This window comes from Paracoccus liaowanqingii (genome assembly GCF_004683865.2).
GTDB classification, from domain to species: Bacteria; Pseudomonadota; Alphaproteobacteria; order Rhodobacterales; family Rhodobacteraceae; genus Paracoccus; species Paracoccus liaowanqingii.
The window spans coordinates 245,074-260,942 of sequence record NZ_CP038439.1; the positions used below are offsets into that span (position 1 = coordinate 245,074).

The following is a 15,869-nucleotide window of genomic DNA, read 5'->3' on the forward strand; positions in this document are numbered from 1 at the left end:
CACCCAAGTCAGCAGAAGGGCCAGACGGATCACGGCGTCCCCGACGCCGCCACCACCCGCACGCACAGCCGGTCCTCGGTTCCGCCATCGCCGGTCAGTTCGCCGCGCGCGATGACCTTGTCTCCGATGCAGATCTCGACCCCGTCCTCGATGGCCTGATCCAGCACCAGCACATCGTCGGGACGCAGCGCCGACAATTGTGAAACGGTCTGTCGCGTGCGGCCGAGGCGGATGGTCACCTCGACCTGGATCGTGTCGGTGTCGATCAGATGCTTCAGGGCGTCCATGTCCCGTCCTCCTCGGTGATTTCTGCGATCAGGGCGCGGATGCTGTCGGCGATGTCCTGGGGGGCAAGCTCGATACGGCCGCCCTGCAGCGTGACGGAGATGCGGTCCAAGGCGATCTCGTCAAGGACGATGCCGTCCAGACCGGCCACATCCATGCAGTGCTGAACCATCGGGCGCAGCCCGCTGCCGCAGGCGATCCGGGCACTTAACGGGTCCGCGCGTTGCGACAGGCGCAGCAGTTCGGCCTGCAACGCCTCTTCCAGGCGGCGCGAGGACCGGGGCGGCGCCATCAGGTCCAGGATCTGATGCAGAAGCGGGGACAAGGCCTCGACGGCCTCCTGCCGCAACCTGTGGCGGCGGGCCTCGTCCTCAGCCAGGCTGTCGGCCAGCCGATGCAGGCTGTCCTGCAGCGCCCGCAGCCCCGCATCCTCGGCCTCGGCCTGCGCAGCCGACTGGCCGTTGGCGAAGGCCTGATCCAGATCCGCGCGGCTGAAGGTCACCTCGACCGGCCGCCTGGCCACCGCATCGGAAAAGGATTCTAATTTAAACATCGCAAGGCTCAATTCACGCTCTCCTTGTTGTCGATCCAGCCCGACAGGATCTTGACGCTTCCCTCATGACGCTCCTTCATCATCGCCTTGAGGCGGGCCACGGGATCGGCCGAGGGCAGGGCGAGGGGCTCGACTCCTGCGAAATCGAAGGGCGCGATCCGGGGGTGATCGGGCGAGGTGGAAAAGTCCTCGTTGATGAAGCCGTCCAGCCCACCGGACATCGGCGACATCATCGGTGCCATCATCGCCATCGGGGGCATCGGCGGCAGGCTGTCATCCAGCATCGGGGCCGCTGGCTGGGACCGGCTGCGCAGCATCGGGCGCAGGACCGCCAAGATGATGGCCAGCGCAAAGATCCCGATCAGCGCGATCCGTGCCAGATCGTTCAAAGCCAGCCGGTCCAGGAAACCGGGCGCCGCCAGCGTGCCGCCCTCGCCCAGGCTGGCGAAGGGCAGCGACTTGACGGTGATCAGGTCGCCCCGCGCCGCGTCAAAACCTACCGCCGAGGCGACCAGTTCGCGCAGAGTCTCCAGTTCGGCATCCGGGCGGGGGGCCAACGTCGTCTGACCCTCGGCATCGGTCTGGGGCACGCCGTTGACCAGCACCGCGACCGTCAGGCGCCGGGTCGCGCCGGGTTGACGTTGCACCTCGCGGGTGGTGCGGCTGACCTCGTAATTGGCCTGGCTGCGGTTTTCGGCCCGTGCGCTCTGGCTGCTGTCGCCCGGCTGCTCCTCGGCATCGGGCAGGTTCGAGGCCGCCGTGACGGCCCCGGTGCCGGTCGAATTGCTCTCGTCCGTGGTCTCTTCGGTGACGGTCGAGATCAGCGCCCGCTGCTCGGGGTCGAAGCGCTGTTCGGTCAGCAGTTCGGTTTCCGTCATCAGGTCCAGGTTCAGCTCGACGATGGCATTGCCGACCCCGACATGCGGCTCAAGGATGCGTTCGACATTGCGCTTCATCTCGGCCGCGCGGTCGGCCCCGGTCTGATCCTCGGTCGAGGCGACGATGCCGCGCTGCGAATCGATCACGGTCACGCGGTCCGGCTGCATCCCCGGCACTCCGGACGAGATCAGGTATTTCAGCGAGGCCGCCTGATCGCGGCTGATCGGCTGGCCGTTCGTGGTCAGCGTGACCGAGGCGCTGCCGTTCCGGTCGCGCCGATAGCCGCGCCCGGTGTCCAGCGCCAGATGCACGCGCGCCGTCTGGACGTTGGGCAGGGCCAGGATCGTGCGCGCCAGCTCGCCCTCCTTGGCACGCCAATAGGCGGCGTCGAACATCTGCGAGGTGGTGCCGAATCCCGACATGCCGTCCAGCAGCTCGTATCCGGTGCTGCCGGCCGCGGGCAGTCCCTGCGCCGCCAGGTCCATGCGCAGCCGGTCGCGCTGGTCGACCGCCACCCAGATGGCATCGCCGCGCACCTCGTAGGGAACGCCGACCCGCTCGATCCCGGCGATCACCTCACCGGCCTGGGCAGAGTCGAGCCCCCCATAGATCAGGGCCATGCTGGGCCGGCTGGCCAGCCAGCCGAACAGCGCGATCACCAGAAATGCGCCCAGAAAGGCCGCCCCCAGGATCACCCGCTGTTGAGAGCTTCGCTCGTTCCAGTAGTCCTGCAGTTTTTGCAAAACCGTTCCTTTCGAATCAGCGCGTCGGGGTCGTCTGACCTTCAAATGCCATGGCCGGTGTTAAGATTTGGTTAGTCGCAAGCTGGTATCTCCATCCTGTCAGGACGGAGAATCACGATGACCGAACCCGCGGCCCTGCCGGCCGAAAAGAAGCGCGGAAAGAAGGGGTTGCTGATGGTGATCCTGGCGACCGCTCTTCTGGGCGGGGCCGGGTTCGTCTCGACCTTCCTGGGGTTCTGGTCGCCCGGCGCGATGCTGTCCGGCCCGGCCGAGCCGCCGCCCTCCGGCGCACATCTGAGCGTCGAGTTCGTCGAGGTGCCCACGATCGAGATCATCGTGCCCGGGGGGCGCGCCCGCAGCATGGTCATGTCGGCCACGATCGAGACGGACAGCCACCACAAGGGCCAGGTCACGCATCTGATGCCCCGGGTCTCGGATGCCTTCACGACCTTCCTCTCGGGCGTCGATCCCGCCGCCTATGACAAGCGCGGGGTGCTGGAGGTGATCCGCGCCGAACTGGTCACCCGCTCGCGCTTCGTCCTGGGCGAAGAGCCGGTCAAGGACCTTCTGATCACGGAGTTTCGATTCAAATGACGATGGACCAACTGATGCAGGGGATGCTGCTGCTGGCCTGCCTGGGACTGGGGCTGTTCTGCCTGACGCTGGCCCGCCGCCTGCGCAAGCTGAACGATCTGGAAACCGGCCTGGGCGGCGCGATCGCCGTGATGGCCGCCGAGGTCGACCGGCTGGAACGGGCGATCCGCTCGGCCCGTGACGAGGCGATGGAGGCCAGCAGCCGTCTGGCCGACGAGATCGAGACCGCGCGGCGTGAACGCGCGATCTGGGACCTGCGCCAGCGGATCGGCGCCGCTGCTGCCGAGGCGCCACCGCCCGCGTCCGCTCAACGCCGGTTGCGCAAGCGGTCCGAGGTGACCCATGGCTAGGCCCCTGTTGCCGGCGCTGACGCTGCTCTTCGCGCTGCCCGCCGGGGCCATGCTGTGGCAGGGGGCCGATCTGTCGCGCCTCTTCTCGACCGTCGCCGTTGCGGCCCCCGCCGACCTGCTGGACGGCTGTGGCGATGTCCCCGAGGCCGTGGCCCTGGCTGAGGAGCTGCGCGACCGGGCCCTCCGCATCGAACGCTACATGGCGTCGCTGGACGCCAAGAAGGCCGAGATCGCCGAGGCCGAGGCAAGCCTGCGCGACCATCTGGGCGACCTGCGGGCGCAGAAAGGCCGCACGAACGCCGATCGCGACGGCGCGACCCAGGCCGTGCGGACCGATATCGACCGGCTGATCGCCCTCTACGACCAGATGAAGCCGGCCGAGGCCGCCGCCATCCTGACCAACCTTCCCGCCGATTTCGCGGCCGAGATCCTGATGCGCGTCCAGCCCGAAGCCGGCGCCCGCATCATCGCCGCCGTCGATCCCCGCCAAGCCGCGCTGCTGACCGCCCAGATGGGCGCGCGCAGCGTCCGCACCCCATAAGGACAAGCATCATGTTCGGTTTCGTCGGAATCTTCGTTACGCTGGCCATGGTGTTCGGGGGCTATCTTCTAGCCGGCGGCAAGATGGGCGTGATCCTTCACGCGCTGCCCTTCGAGATGATGATGATCATGGGCGCCGCCGTCGGGTCCTATTTCCTGGGCAACAGCACCGATGTGCTGAAGGCGACCCTGGGCGGGCTCATGCGGGCGTTCAAGGGCCCTCGCTGGACGGCGCAGGACCATCAGGACGTGCTGTGCCTGATGTTCCAGCTGCTCAAGATCGCGCGCGAGAACCCCGTCGCGCTGGAACAGCATATCGAGAATCCCGGCGAATCGCCCATCTTCACCGCCTATCCGCGCCTGGCGGCGGATCATCACGTCGTCTCGCTGATCTCGGACACGCTGCGGTCGGCCAGCCTGAACTATGACGATCCCTACCAGGTGGAGGACATGCTCTCGCGCCGCATCGCCACCCTGCGGGAGGAGGAGATGCACGTCCCCCACGCCCTGCAGACCATGGCCGACGCTTTGCCCGCACTGGGGATCGTCGCGGCGGTGCTGGGAATCATCAAGACGATGAGCGCGATCGACCAGCCGCCGGCGGTCCTGGGGAAGATGATCGGCGGGGCGCTGGTGGGGACGTTCCTGGGGGTGTTCCTCTCCTACGGCTTCGTCGCGCCGCTGGCCAACCGGCTCGGGTCGGTCGTCAAGCAGGATCTGGGTTTCTACGAGGTCGTCAAGTCGGTCCTGGTCGCCGGGCTGCACCAGCATGCCACGACGCTCTGCGTCGAGGTCGGCCGCCAGAGCGTCCCGGAACATGTCCGGCCCAGCTTCGACACGCTGGAAGGCGCGCTGCGCGAGCTGAAAAAGGCCGCCTGATGAGACGGGCAGCCCCCTATCTTGTGGCAATGTCGCTGGCCGCCGGATCCGCCGCCGCCACGGATGCCGAGCAGTTAGCCCGCGACGCGTCGGACTGGCTGCTGTCGGGGCAGGGGCTGCCCCGCGACTACCGCGTCCTTTTGTTGCAGATGGACAGCGCGGACCGGTTGCTGGCCATCGCCTTTCTTCGCCGCGTCGGGCTGCTGACGGATCGACCCTGGACGGTCGAGGACGTTCTTCGTCCCGCCCAGCCCCAAACGGAGCTTGCAAAATGACCCCCATCGGCGCCGTGGCGGGCAAGTCGGGCAGGTTTCTGGACGCTCCCCTGCTGGTCACCGGCGGGCTGGTCCTGGTCGTCATTTCGCTGGTGATCCCCCTGCCGGCCGGGGTGCTGGATTTCGGCATCGCCATCTCGATCGCATCGGCAGTGCTGATCCTGGTCATGGCCTCGCTGGTCGAGAAACCGACCGACTTCCAGGCCTTTCCCGTCCTGCTGCTGGTCAGTCTGGTGATCCGGCTGTCGCTGAACGTGTCCTCGACCCGGCTGATCCTGACGGACGGGCAGAACGGGACCGAGGCGGCAGGGCAGGTCATCAACGGATTTGCCAACTTCGTCGCCGGGGGCTCGATCCTGGTGGGGATCACGGTCTTTGCGGTGATCTCGGTGGTGAACTTCATGGTCATCACTAAGGGCTCGGGCCGGATGGCCGAAGTTGCGGCGCGGTTCGCGCTGGATTCGCTGCCCGGCAAGCAGCTGGCCATCGATGGCGACCTGAATGCCGGCGCCATCGACCATCAGGAGGCCAAGCGCCGCCGCATCCAGGAACAGCGCGAGATCAGCTTCTTCGGTTCGCTGGACGGGGCCTCAAAATTCGTCAAGGGCGACGCAGTGGCGGGGATCGTCATCACCCTGATCAACCTCTGCGTCGGCTTGGCCGTCGGCATCACCGTCCACGGCATGCCCCTGGGAGAGGCGGTCTCGACCTATTCCCACCTCACCGTCGGTGACGGGCTGGTCAGCCAGATCCCCGCGCTGATCACCTCGATGGCGGCCGCCCTGCTGCTGTCGCGCGGGGGCGCCACCGAGACGACGGCGGGCCTTCTGTCGAGCGAGTTCAGCCGCAGCTGGCAACCGGCGGCGATGGTGGCGGCGGCGATGGTGATCATCTCGCTTGTACCGGGCATGCCGAAGGCGCTGTTTCTGGGGATCGCGGCGGGTATGGCCACCTTGGCGTGGAAGATCGCGCGCCACATGCGGGCCGCCGCAGAGGCCCTGCCGGATCTGGCCGCCGGGGATGTCGGCGCCAAGCCTGCCGCCCGGATCGGGGACGTGCTGGACACGGATGATATCAGCGTCGAGATCGGGTCCGACCTGATCGTGACCGCACTGGATCAGGCGCGGGGCCTGGGCAGCCGGATCAGCAACCTGCGGATCCATATCGCGCGCAGCTTCGGCCTGATCCTGCCGGATGTGCGCATCACCGATACCGACGATCTGGCGCCGGGCGATTACCAGATCCGGATCCAGGGCGTCATCCGCGGACGCGGCACCCTGCGTCCGGCCGAGATCCTGGCGCTTGGGCCGGATGCGGTGCTGGCCGAGTTGCGGGGCATTTCCGTGCGAGAGCCCGTCTATGCCAGCCCCGCCAAGTGGATCCAGCCCGACGACCAGGAGGATGCGGCGACCATGGGCGCCACCGTCGTCACGCCGATGGAGGTTCTGTCGACCCACCTGATGGAGGTGGTCAAGGCCAACCTTCCCGCCCTGCTGACCCTGGGCGCCATGCAGCGCCAGATCGAAGAGCTGAAGACCCTGTCGGACACGGGTCGCGCCGACCGCTATCGCAAATATTTCGACAGCATGGTCCCCGACAAGGTGACCCCTGAAACCCTGCTGGCGATCCTGAGGGCTTTGCTGGAGGAGCGGATCTCGATCCGCAACCTGCCGCTGATCGTGGACGCGATCTGCGAGTTCCGCGGCATCGAACAGCCCGAGGCGATCTATGAGCTGGTGCGCAAGCGCCTGCGCGGGCAGATCACCCAGCAATATGCCGACGATCTGGGCCGCTTGGCGGCCCTGCAGCTGCATCCCTCATGGGAGGCCGAGTTCGTCCGCGCCGATGGCGAGACGGGTCGGCCGGGCGGCGGGGCGATGACCCCCGCCATGTCGCGCAGGCTGGTCGATGCCGTGCGCAAGTCGCTGTCCCTGGCCGAGCCTGCCGCGCGCACCGTGCTTTTGACGCCCGACCATCGCCGTCGCATGATCCGTGCCGTGCTGGGCGCCAACGGCATGGCGGTCCCCGTCCTGGGTCTGGAAGAGGTCGACCCCTCGGCCGAACTGCGCTTGCTGGGCACGGTCGAGGCGGCATGATGTGGGACCAGCTTCAGGCCATCTTTCCGGGGCTGGAATGGTCGCTGGTGCTGGTCTATGTCCGCCTGCAGGCCTGCATCCTGGTCTTGCCCGGGTTGGGGGAGCGGGTGATCACCGGCCGCGTCAAGGTCGCGGTGGCCCTGGCGCTGACGCCGCTTCTGTCGGGACTGGCACCGGCGATCCAGATCCCGCTGCAGCCGCTCGGGCTGGTTCGGCAGGTGGGCATCGAGATGCTTCTGGGACTGGCCGCCGGGACCATGCTGCGGCTTCTGGCCCTGGCCATCGACATTGCCACCACGGCCATCGCGGCGACGGCCTCGCTGTCGCAGATCATGGGCGTCCAGAACGAGATGTCGCCCCATCCGATCGGGAACATGCTGCATCTGGCGGGGATCGCCATCCTGATGGCGCTTGGCCTGCCGGTGATGCTGGTCGAGCTGATGGCCGACAGCCTGACCCTCTGGCCCCCTGCAAGCCTGCCGGCGGCAGACGGGCTGGCGATGGCCGTGGTGCGGATCGTCGCCGACAGCTTCTGGCTGGCGATGCTGCTGGCGGCACCCTTCACCCTGGGCGGGTTCCTGTATCAGTCGCTGTCGGCGGTCATCAACCGGGTGATGCCGGCGCTGCCGGTGGTCTTCATCGGGGCGCCAGCCTCGATCCTGCTGGCACTGGCGGCACTGGTGGTCCTGGCGCCCCTGCTGCTGGGCATCTGGGCGGATGCGGTGCTGGGCTTCATGCTGCCGCCGATCCCGTAGGTCCGATCCAATGAGCGAGAACAGCGACAAGCCCTTCGAGGCGACCGAGCAGAAACTGCGGCAGGCCCGCGACAAGGGGGACATCCCCCGCTCGACCGAACTGAACGCCGCCATGATGTATCTGGGTGCGGCACTGGCCGGAATGTTGGCTGTAGCACTGGCCATCCGGCAGTGGATGTCCCTGGCCGCCCGCGCCATGGGTGCCGAGGGTTGGAGCCCCGGGGGGACCGCCCCGCTGGCCCGCGCCTTGGGGGGCTATGCGGCGCTGGCGACCGTGGCGCTGGCGATGATCCTTGTCGTCGCCATCCTGCTGGGGCTGGTGGCGACCCGCGGCCTGATCTTTTCGCCGCAGAAGCTGACACCGGACTTCAAGCGCATCAACATCGTCAAGAATGCGGGCCAGAAGTTCGGGGCGAACGGGCTGGTCACCTTTGCGCTGTCCTTGGGAAAGGCGGGGCTGGTCTGTCTGGGCGGCTGGATGCTGTTCATGTCGCTGCTGGACCGGATCGGTGCCTCGGCCATGGCCGAGGGGCAGTGGGTCGCGGGACTTGTCACGATCCTGGGCCAGGTGCTGGTGCTGGGGCTGGCGATCTCGATCCTGTTCACGCTGCCGGACATGCTGTGGAAATGGGTCGACCATCGTCGCAAGAACCGCATGAGCCACAGGGAGATGCAGGACGAGCACAAGGATTCCGAAGGCGATCCGCATCTGAAGGCCGCGCGGCGCCAGCGTGCCGTGGACCTGGCGATGAAGCAGATGCTGACCGACGTGGCGGGGGCGGATGTGGTGATCGTGAACCCGACGCATTATGCGGTCGCCCTGCAATGGAAGCGCGGGTCCGGGCGGGCGCCGGTCTGCGTGGCCAAGGGCACGGACGAGGTCGCGGCCCGCATCCGCGCCCGGGCGGTCAAGGAGGGGGTGCCCATCTGGTCCGATCCGCCCTGCGCCCGTGCGATCCATGCCCAAGTCAAGGTCGGGCAGGAGATCCGGCGCGACCATTTCGCCGCCGCCGCCGCCGCGATCCGCTTTGCCGAGAGGATGCGCCAGAAGGCGAGGGCGGGATGGTAGACCGGATCGCCCAGTTGCAGCAGCTGGAGCGGATCGCCCGGCTGAGGGCCGAGCGAGAGCTGAAAAGCTTTGCCGCCTTCAACGCGCATATGATCCGCGCCCGCCAGCACGCGGACGGATTGCGGATGGCCTTGGCGCAAAGCTATGACAGCACCGCGCCACTGACCCTGCCCGAGGCGCGGCTGGCCAATGCCCAGGCCGGGCGGGCCGCGCGCGAGCTGCGCCATGCGGATCAGGAACTGCAGCGTCTGGCTCCGAAATTCGAGGTCGCGCGTCAGCAGGCCGCCCGGGAATTCGGGCGGGCGGAGGTGCTGGCAGGCCTGCGGCAGGACATGGTGCAGCGCCGCGGGCAGGGCGGAGGGTAGAATCGCGCCGGGCGGTTGGACAGCCTCGTGCGGGAATGCTAGGCAGAACGGCCAGTCACCGAGGGAAGCCATGCTGCACAGCGATCCGACCACCGAAACGCCCCGCGACATCTGGACCGCCGAGGCCGCGCGCCGGCTGTTCGACCAGCCGCTGATGGACCTGCTGTATCAGGCGCAGACGGTGCATCGGCAGCATTTCGACCCCAACCGCGTGCAGATGAGCCGGCTTCTGTCGATCAAGACCGGCGGCTGCCCCGAGGATTGTTCCTATTGCAGCCAGTCGGCCCGCCACGCTTCGGGCCTGTCGGCCTCGAAGCTGCTGGAGGTCGAGCGGGTGCTGACCGAGGCGCGCCGCGCGCGGGATGCCGGGGCCACGCGCTATTGCATGGGAGCCGCCTGGCGCAGTCCGAAGGAACGGGACATGCCGCAGATCGTGGCCATGATCGAGGGCGTGCGCGCCCTGGGGATGGAGACCTGCATGACGCTTGGCATGCTGGACGGCCATCAGTCGCGTCAGCTGGCCGAGGCCGGGCTGGATTACTACAACCACAATATCGACACCTCCGAGGCGCATTACGGCAATGTGATCACAACGCGCACCTTCGCTGACCGGCTGGAGACGCTGGCCCGCGTGCGCGAGGCGGGCATCAAGGTCTGCTCGGGCGGGATCCTGGGACTGGGCGAGGGGACGCAGGACCGCGTCGACATGCTGGTGACGCTGGCCAACCTGCCCGAGCCGCCCGACAGCGTGCCCATCAACATGCTGATTCCGGTCGAGGGGACGCCGATGGCCGATGCCGCTCCGGTCGATCCGATCGATTTCGTGCGCACCATCGCCGCCGCGCGGATCATGATGCCGCAGAGCCATGTGCGGCTGTCGGCGGGACGCACGGCGATGTCCGAGGAATTGCAGGCGATGTGCTTTTTGGCGGGAGCCAACTCGATCTTCGTGGGGGACACTCTGCTGACCAAGGACAACCCTTCGGAGGACAGCGACATGCGGCTGTTCGCCAAGCTGGGAATCCAGCCGATGCAGGCGCATGAGCATCAGCCGGCGCCCAAGGCGGCGCGGGATCCGGCAGTTCCGATCCTGCGCTGAGCGACCGGGGGTTTCACCCCCGGACCCCCAGGATATTTCGGTGAAGAAGAAGGGGCAGGGCATCGTGGACCGGCTGGCGTTCTATCGGCAGGATCTGGGCGCGCTGGCGGCTGCGGCGCGGCTGCGGGGGCTGATCCCCCGGCGGGGTGTGGATTTTTCGTCCAACGATTACCTTGGCTTGGCGCAGTCCGCGCGGTTGCGGGCGGCTGTCGCCGGGGCGCTGGAGCGGGGGGTGCCGGTGGGGGCTGCGGGATCGCGGCTGTTGCGGGGGGAGACCGAGGATCAGGCGGCGTTCGAGGCGGCGGCGGCGGGGTTCTTCGGGGCCGAGGCGACGCTGGGGTTCGGCGGGGGATATGTCGCCAACTTCGCTGTGATCACAACGCTGCCGCAACGGGGGGATCTGCTGCTGATGGATGCCCTGTCGCATGCCAGCACCCATGAGGGCGCGCGGGCGGGACGGGCTCAGGTGGCGACCTTCCGGCATGGCGATGCGGGGCATGCGGAGGATGTGATCACGACCTGGCGGCGCGGCGGCGGGACCGGGGCGGTGTGGATCGCGGTCGAGAGCCTGTACAGCATGGATGGCGACCGCGCGCCTTTGGACGATCTGATGGGTCTGGCGGATGCGCATGGGTTCCTGATGGTGGACGAGGCGCATGCGACGGGCGTCTTCGGCCCCGGGGCCGGGGCTTGGCGCATCACCTGGAGGGGCGCGACAATGTCGTGACGCTGCATACCCTGGGCAAGGCTCTGGGCGGGTCGGGCGCGCTGATCTGCGGCGCACGGGTGCTGATCGATTTCCTGGTAAACCGGTGTCGGCCCTTCATTTTCGCGACCGCCCCCTCGCCCCTGATGGCGGTGGCGGGGCAGGAGGCGCTGGCGATCCTCGAGGACGAGCCGTGGCGGCAGGCGGCGCTGCAGGAGCGCGTGGCCCTGTTCGGGGCCGAGATGGGGCGGCGCCTGCCGCAGGTGCCCTTGAGCGGCAGCCAGATCGTGCCGCTGATCGTGGGACCCGACGCCGCGACGATGGCGCTGGCGGCGCAGGTGCAGGCGCGGGGCCTGGATGTGCGGGGGATCCGGCCGCCGACCGTGCCCGAGGGGACCTCGCGCTTGCGGGTGTCGTTGACGCTGAATGCCTCGGAGGCGGAGGTGATCCGCCTGGCCGAGGTGCTGGAGGAGCTATGGCCCGATTTGTGATCACAGGCACCGGGACGGATGTCGGCAAGACGGTCTTCGCGGCCGGTCTGTGCGGCCTGACCGGCGCGGCCTACTGGAAGCCTGTGCAGTCCGGGCTGGCAGGGAATGTGCCGAATGCGGCCCTCACCGGGGATGCACCGGGGCAGCACGGCACGTGCACAGGGCGTACACCGACAACGCGCGGTCGATTGACGGATGTTGCGCAGCCGGGCAGCGACCGGGCCGAAGTCGAACGGCTGTCGGGCGCGCCGACCCATCCCGAGGCGGTGATGCTGCGCGAGCCCCTGTCGCCGCACCGGGCCGCCGAGCTGGAGGGGGTGGCGATCGACGCCGATGCGCTGACCCCGCCGCCCGGCGACCGGCTGGTGATCGAGGGGGCGGGGGGTGTCCTGGTGCCGGTGACCCGGAAGGTGCTGTTCGCGGACCTGTTCGCGCGCTGGCAGATCCCGGTGGTGCTGGTCTGCGCCACCGGGCTGGGCACGATCAGCCACAGCCTGAGCGCGATCGAGGCGCTGCGGGCGCGGGGCGTGCCGATCCACGGGGTGGCCTTCGCGGGTGATCCGAACGCTGACAACATGGCGACCATCGGGCAGATCGGCCGGGTCCGCGTGCTGGGGCGGCTGCCGCATCTGGCGCGGCTGGACCGGGCCGCGCTGGCGCAGGCGATGCGTGACAATTTCCGGGCGGAGGATTTCGCATGAGTGCGGTGTGGCATCCCTTCTTCCAGCATGCGACCGAGCCTGCGCCGCCCCGGGCCACGGGGTCGCGGGGCGCCTATATCCAGACCGACCGGGGCCCGCTGCTGGATGCGATCAGCAGCTGGTGGGTGGTCACGCATGGCCACAACCAGCCCGAGATCGTCGAGGCGATCCGCGAGACGGCGGGGACCCTGGATCAGGTGATCTTCGCCGGGCTGACCCATGCGCCTGCCGAGGAACTGGCCGAGGCCTTGATCGAGATGGCGCCTGCGGGGCTGAAGCACGTCTTCTACAGCGACAGCGGGTCCACCGCCGTCGAGGTCGCGCTGAAGATGGCGCTTGGATACTGGCGCCACGAGGGCGACGGGCGACACCGGATCGCGGTGATGATGGACAGCTATCACGGCGACACCATCGGCACGATGAGCATGGGTGAGCGGGGGGTGTTCAACGCCGCCTATGATCCGCTGATGTTCGCAGTGGATCGGCTGCCCTTCCCCTCGGGCGACGGGGCGGCGGCGCTGGCGGCCTTCGAGGATCTGGCCGCGTCGGGGCGGATGGCGGCGCTGATCCTGGAGCCTCTGGTGCTGGGCGCGGGGGGGATGCGGATGTATCGCCCCGAGGTCCTGGCCGGGCTGCGGGCGATCTGCGACCGGCATGACGTGCTGATGATCGCCGACGAGGTGATGACCGGATGGGGCCGCACGGGGCGGCTGTGGGCCTGCGATCATGCGGGGGTGGCGCCCGATATCCTGTGCACCTCGAAGGGGTTGACCGGGGGGGTGATGCCCTTGGCCGCGACGCTGGCGACGGCGCGGATCTTCGAGGCGCATCGCTCGGTGGACCGGCGGCGGACGTTCTATCATTCCTCCAGCTACACGGCGAACCCGATCGCCTGCGCGGCGGCGCTGGCGCAGGTGCGGCTGTGGCAGGCCAGCCCCATGCAGGCACGGCTGGAGGCCCTGGGCGCGATGCAGGCCGAGCGGCTGGCGGCGCTGGCCGGGGACGCGCGCTTCACCAATCCGCGTCGCTGCGGGACCATCGCGGCGCTGGATCTGGTGGTGCCCGAGGGCGGCTATCTGTCCGAGGTCGGGCCGCGGATGCGGGCGCATGTCATGGCCGAGGGGGTGCTGCTGCGGCCCTTGGGCAACACGGTCTATGTGCTGCCGCCCTATGGCGTGACCGGGGCGGATCTGGATCTGGCTTGGGGGGCCGTGGCCTCATTCGAGGTCTAGATCGACCCAGACCAGCTTGCGATGCGAGGCCAGCGCCACGGATCCCGCCAGCGGGTCGCCCGGGGCGGGCCAGAGGACGCCCGCATCGATGACGCGCAGGCCCTGCGCGGGCAGGATGTAGTCCAAGCGCAGGTTGCCGGGGGGGCGGTCGTATTCCGCCGTGTCCAGCGCCGGATCGCCCTGATGGTCGGCATTGGGACCGGTCTGGGGCGGCTGCCACGCGCCGCGCGGTTCGGGGTCCTGTGTCACCGCAAGCAGGGCCGCAAGCGCTGCGGGATCGCCGTCGCCATCCACGGGATCGAGGTTCAGGTTGCCGATCACCGCGAAGGGGGCGCCCGGCAGGTGGTCCAGCCAGAAGGCGGCCTCGTCATGGTTGCGGGCGATGTTGCGGGGCTCGAAGGCCGGGGGGGTGGCGGCCATGGCCAGCAGGTGCAGCGGGCCCGCGGGCGTGGTGAGGGCGATGTCCCAATGCGCGGACGAGGACAGGCGCTGCACATCCCCATGGGGGCCGTCGGGCATCCGGTGGCCGGGCATGTCGCGCCAGAGCGTCGTTGTGTGGTCGGTGACGCTGGCGATGGGCAGGCGCGACAGGAGCGCCAACCCCGACTGCCCGGTGAAGGCGCCATAGCCCTGAGCGTCGCGGGGCTGGCCCGCGCGCCCGTCGCCATCCAGGTCGCGGCCGGTCTGGACCCCTCGGTTCGGGGGGCCGGCATGGCGGTGGGGCAGGGGGTGGCCCTGGTCCGCCAGCAGATCGGCAAAGGCCGCCAGCGCGCGGCCGTCCAGATCCCAGTCCAGGCCGGTGAGCAGGATCGCGTCGGGGCGCATCGCCGCGATGACCCGGGCAGCCGCCAACACCTGCGGGTCGTCGCGGGCGATGTCGCGCAGAAGCAGCCCCGGCCCGTCGCGGGTCAGGCCGGGATCCCAAGTGGCCAGGCGCAGGGTCTGGCCCTGGGCCGGGGCGGCCAGCATCAGGGCAAGGGCAAGCGCCCTCAGATCCAAGGGCGGGCCTGGGCCATCCCGTCCTCGAACCGGTCGATGGCGGGGGCCTTTTCCATCGTCAGGCCGATGTCGTCCAACCCGTTCATCAGGCAGTGCTTGCGGAAGGCGTCGACGTCGAAGCCGTAGCTGGTGCCGTCCGAGGCGGTGACGGTCTGCGTCTCCAGATCGACGGTGATGCGGGCATTGGCGCCGCGTTCGGCATCCTCCATCAGCGCATCGACCGCCTCCTGCGGCAGCACCACAGGAAGAATGCCGTTCTTGAAGCAGTTGTTGAAGAAGATGTCGGCGAAGCTGGTCGAGATCACGCAGCGGATGCCGAAGTCCAGAAGCGCCCAGGGGGCGTGCTCGCGCGACGATCCGCAGCCGAAATTGTCGCCCGCGATCAGGATCTGCGCGTCGCGCCAGGCGGGCTTGTTCAGCACGAAATCGGGGATCTCGGCGCCCGCGCGGTCATAGCGCATCTCGTCGAACAGGTTCACGCCCAGGCCCGAGCGCTTGATGGTCTTCAGGAACTGCTTGGGGATGATCATGTCGGTGTCGATATTGACCAGCGGCATGGGGGCCGCGATTCCGGTCAGGCGGGTGAATTTTTCCATGGGTCCTCGTGTCTGGATTGCATTCGGGCTAAACTGACCCGTGTGAAAATCGGGGGGTGACGGCGTGACGGTGTTCGAGCTTCGGTCCTGCGTGGCCCGCCAGTGGAGCCCGCAGATTGGCGATCCGGAGCTGACCGGATGGGTCACGGTGCTGGCCTATGCGGTGGCGGCGCTGCTGTCGGGGCTGGTCTGGCGCCGCCTTGCGGACGATCCGCTGCGGATCTTCTGGGGCGTGCTGGTCGTGCTGCTGGCCTTCCTGGCGGTGAACAAGCAGCTGGACCTGCAGACCGTCCTGACCGAGGCGGGCAAGTGCCTGTCCCGGGCGCAGGGCTGGTACGACGACCGCCGCGTGGTGCAGGTGGCCTTCATCGGCACGCTGCTGATCGTGCTGCTGATGGCCATGGGCGTGCTGATGGCGGTGCTGCGCGGCCGGATCGCGCAGAACGCGCTGGCGCTGGCGGGGCTGATCCTGGTGCTGGGCTTCGTGATGCTGCGCGCGGTCAGCATCCATAACGTCGACCAGATCCTCGGCGGCGCCAGCCTGGGCCTGTCGAACAACTTCCTGCTGGAGAATGCCGGGCTGGTGCTGATCGCGCTGAACGCGCTGTGGCTGCTGCGGCGCCCGCATGGCCGCCTGCGGCCTCGCTGAGGCCGCAGCTGTC

At 68.7% G+C, this 15,869-nt stretch carries 20 protein-coding genes; 15 read left to right on the top strand and 5 right to left on the bottom strand.

The annotated features are described in order from the left end of the window. Positions 1–29 precede the first annotated feature (29 nt). The 3 genes from E4191_RS01100 to fliF are packed head-to-tail and all read right to left on the bottom strand — an operon-like array spanning position 30 to position 2,460. Positions 30–287, bottom strand: coding sequence for a FliM/FliN family flagellar motor switch protein (locus E4191_RS01100; protein WP_135311764.1), 258 nt, complete (start codon positions 285–287; stop codon positions 30–32). Further along, entirely contained in the window at positions 275–838 is a 564-nt protein-coding gene (locus tag E4191_RS01105) for a hypothetical protein (protein WP_135311765.1), read from the bottom strand. The genes E4191_RS01100 and E4191_RS01105 overlap by 13 nt, the downstream gene beginning before the upstream one ends. Positions 839–846: 8 nt before the next feature. Further along, on the bottom strand, positions 847–2,460 hold the full coding sequence (gene fliF, locus E4191_RS01110) for a flagellar basal-body MS-ring/collar protein FliF (RefSeq protein WP_135311766.1): 1,614 nt from the start codon (positions 2,458–2,460) through the stop codon (positions 847–849). A gap of 117 nt (positions 2,461–2,577) precedes the next feature. Between fliF and E4191_RS01115 the strand changes: the two genes are divergently transcribed. The 14 genes from E4191_RS01115 (at position 2,578) to E4191_RS01175 (ending at position 13,612) form a co-directional block, all read left to right on the top strand. Beyond that, complete coding sequence (locus E4191_RS01115; RefSeq protein ID WP_135311767.1) at positions 2,578–3,054, top strand: flagellar basal body-associated FliL family protein; 477 nt, start codon at positions 2,578–2,580, stop codon at positions 3,052–3,054. Next, positions 3,051–3,404 (top strand): hypothetical protein, encoded by a 354-nt coding sequence (locus tag E4191_RS01120; protein WP_135311768.1) that lies wholly within the window; start codon positions 3,051–3,053, stop codon positions 3,402–3,404. The genes E4191_RS01115 and E4191_RS01120 overlap by 4 nt, the downstream gene beginning before the upstream one ends. Beyond that, entirely contained in the window at positions 3,397–3,945 is a 549-nt protein-coding gene (locus tag E4191_RS01125) for a MotE family protein (protein WP_135311769.1), read from the top strand. Before E4191_RS01120 ends, E4191_RS01125 begins: the two co-directional genes overlap by 8 nt. Positions 3,946–3,956: 11 nt before the next feature. Next, positions 3,957–4,823 (top strand): flagellar motor stator protein MotA, encoded by an 867-nt coding sequence (gene motA, locus E4191_RS01130; protein ID WP_135311770.1) that lies wholly within the window; start codon positions 3,957–3,959, stop codon positions 4,821–4,823. Further along, positions 4,823–5,098 carry a hypothetical protein gene (locus E4191_RS01135; protein ID WP_135311771.1) on the top strand — a complete coding sequence of 92 codons (276 nt, stop codon included), beginning with the start codon at positions 4,823–4,825 and terminating at the stop codon, positions 5,096–5,098. Before motA ends, E4191_RS01135 begins: the two co-directional genes overlap by 1 nt. Further along, a complete protein-coding gene (locus E4191_RS01140) occupies positions 5,095–7,194 on the top strand; it encodes a flagellar biosynthesis protein FlhA (protein WP_135311772.1) in 2,100 nt (699 codons plus the stop codon). The genes E4191_RS01135 and E4191_RS01140 overlap by 4 nt, the downstream gene beginning before the upstream one ends. Further along, on the top strand, positions 7,191–7,949 hold the full coding sequence (locus tag E4191_RS01145) for a flagellar biosynthetic protein FliR (RefSeq protein ID WP_135311773.1): 759 nt from the start codon (positions 7,191–7,193) through the stop codon (positions 7,947–7,949). Before E4191_RS01140 ends, E4191_RS01145 begins: the two co-directional genes overlap by 4 nt. Before the next feature lie 10 nt (positions 7,950–7,959). Then, positions 7,960–9,018, top strand: coding sequence for a flagellar type III secretion system protein FlhB (gene flhB / locus E4191_RS01150; protein ID WP_135311774.1), 1,059 nt, complete (start codon positions 7,960–7,962; stop codon positions 9,016–9,018). Beyond that, positions 9,012–9,383 carry a hypothetical protein gene (locus tag E4191_RS01155; protein WP_135311775.1) on the top strand — a complete coding sequence of 124 codons (372 nt, stop codon included), beginning with the start codon at positions 9,012–9,014 and terminating at the stop codon, positions 9,381–9,383. Before flhB ends, E4191_RS01155 begins: the two co-directional genes overlap by 7 nt. 70 nt (positions 9,384–9,453) lie before the next feature. Then, entirely contained in the window at positions 9,454–10,482 is a 1,029-nt protein-coding gene (bioB, locus tag E4191_RS01160; RefSeq protein ID WP_135311776.1) for a biotin synthase BioB, read from the top strand. Between the two features lie 40 nt (positions 10,483–10,522). Then, positions 10,523–11,209 carry an aminotransferase class I/II-fold pyridoxal phosphate-dependent enzyme gene (locus tag E4191_RS24675; protein ID WP_331459615.1) on the top strand — a complete coding sequence of 229 codons (687 nt, stop codon included), beginning with the start codon at positions 10,523–10,525 and terminating at the stop codon, positions 11,207–11,209. Then, entirely contained in the window at positions 11,173–11,679 is a 507-nt protein-coding gene (locus E4191_RS24680; RefSeq protein WP_331459616.1) for an aminotransferase class I/II-fold pyridoxal phosphate-dependent enzyme, read from the top strand. Before E4191_RS24675 ends, E4191_RS24680 begins: the two co-directional genes overlap by 37 nt. Then, positions 11,664–12,380 (top strand): ATP-dependent dethiobiotin synthetase BioD, encoded by a 717-nt coding sequence (bioD, locus tag E4191_RS23605; protein WP_176562609.1) that lies wholly within the window; start codon positions 11,664–11,666, stop codon positions 12,378–12,380. The genes E4191_RS24680 and bioD overlap by 16 nt, the downstream gene beginning before the upstream one ends. Further along, positions 12,377–13,612 (top strand): adenosylmethionine--8-amino-7-oxononanoate transaminase, encoded by a 1,236-nt coding sequence (locus E4191_RS01175; protein ID WP_135311779.1) that lies wholly within the window; start codon positions 12,377–12,379, stop codon positions 13,610–13,612. The genes bioD and E4191_RS01175 overlap by 4 nt, the downstream gene beginning before the upstream one ends. On the opposite strand, the gene E4191_RS01180 is transcribed toward E4191_RS01175, so the two are convergent. Beyond that, positions 13,598–14,611, bottom strand: a complete 1,014-nt coding sequence (locus E4191_RS01180) for an endonuclease/exonuclease/phosphatase family protein (RefSeq protein ID WP_228461433.1) — start codon at positions 14,609–14,611, stop codon at positions 13,598–13,600. The genes E4191_RS01175 and E4191_RS01180 overlap by 15 nt on opposite strands. Next, a complete protein-coding gene (leuD, locus tag E4191_RS01185) occupies positions 14,602–15,207 on the bottom strand; it encodes a 3-isopropylmalate dehydratase small subunit (RefSeq protein ID WP_135311780.1) in 606 nt (201 codons plus the stop codon). The genes E4191_RS01180 and leuD overlap by 10 nt, the downstream gene beginning before the upstream one ends. Before the next feature lie 64 nt (positions 15,208–15,271). Here leuD and E4191_RS01190 point away from each other — a divergent pair, with 64 nt between their 5' ends. Beyond that, positions 15,272–15,856: a hypothetical protein gene (locus tag E4191_RS01190; protein ID WP_135311781.1), complete on the top strand. Its 585-nt coding sequence runs from the start codon at positions 15,272–15,274 to the stop codon at positions 15,854–15,856. Positions 15,857–15,869 lie beyond the last annotated feature (13 nt).

What these genes read in the sequence shown, in the direction of transcription:
- E4191_RS01100 (WP_135311764.1), bottom strand. Translation starts at nt 287, where the DNA reads ATGGACGCCCTGAAGCATCTGATCGACACCGACACGATCCAGGTCGAG.
- E4191_RS01105 (WP_135311765.1), bottom strand. Translation starts at nt 838, where the DNA reads ATGTTTAAATTAGAATCCTTTTCCGATGCGGTGGCCAGGCGGCCGGTC.
- E4191_RS01115 (WP_135311767.1), top strand. Translation starts at nt 2,578, where the DNA reads ATGACCGAACCCGCGGCCCTGCCGGCCGAAAAGAAGCGCGGAAAGAAG.
- E4191_RS01120 (WP_135311768.1), top strand. Translation starts at nt 3,051, where the DNA reads ATGACGATGGACCAACTGATGCAGGGGATGCTGCTGCTGGCCTGCCTG.
- E4191_RS01125 (WP_135311769.1), top strand. Translation starts at nt 3,397, where the DNA reads ATGGCTAGGCCCCTGTTGCCGGCGCTGACGCTGCTCTTCGCGCTGCCC.
- motA (WP_135311770.1), top strand. Translation starts at nt 3,957, where the DNA reads ATGTTCGGTTTCGTCGGAATCTTCGTTACGCTGGCCATGGTGTTCGGG.
- E4191_RS01135 (WP_135311771.1), top strand. Translation starts at nt 4,823, where the DNA reads ATGAGACGGGCAGCCCCCTATCTTGTGGCAATGTCGCTGGCCGCCGGA.
- E4191_RS01140 (WP_135311772.1), top strand. Translation starts at nt 5,095, where the DNA reads ATGACCCCCATCGGCGCCGTGGCGGGCAAGTCGGGCAGGTTTCTGGAC.
- E4191_RS01145 (WP_135311773.1), top strand. Translation starts at nt 7,191, where the DNA reads ATGATGTGGGACCAGCTTCAGGCCATCTTTCCGGGGCTGGAATGGTCG.
- flhB (WP_135311774.1), top strand. Translation starts at nt 7,960, where the DNA reads ATGAGCGAGAACAGCGACAAGCCCTTCGAGGCGACCGAGCAGAAACTG.
- E4191_RS01155 (WP_135311775.1), top strand. Translation starts at nt 9,012, where the DNA reads ATGGTAGACCGGATCGCCCAGTTGCAGCAGCTGGAGCGGATCGCCCGG.
- bioB (WP_135311776.1), top strand. Translation starts at nt 9,454, where the DNA reads ATGCTGCACAGCGATCCGACCACCGAAACGCCCCGCGACATCTGGACC.
- bioD (WP_176562609.1), top strand. Translation starts at nt 11,664, where the DNA reads ATGGCCCGATTTGTGATCACAGGCACCGGGACGGATGTCGGCAAGACG.
- E4191_RS01175 (WP_135311779.1), top strand. Translation starts at nt 12,377, where the DNA reads ATGAGTGCGGTGTGGCATCCCTTCTTCCAGCATGCGACCGAGCCTGCG.
- leuD (WP_135311780.1), bottom strand. Translation starts at nt 15,207, where the DNA reads ATGGAAAAATTCACCCGCCTGACCGGAATCGCGGCCCCCATGCCGCTG.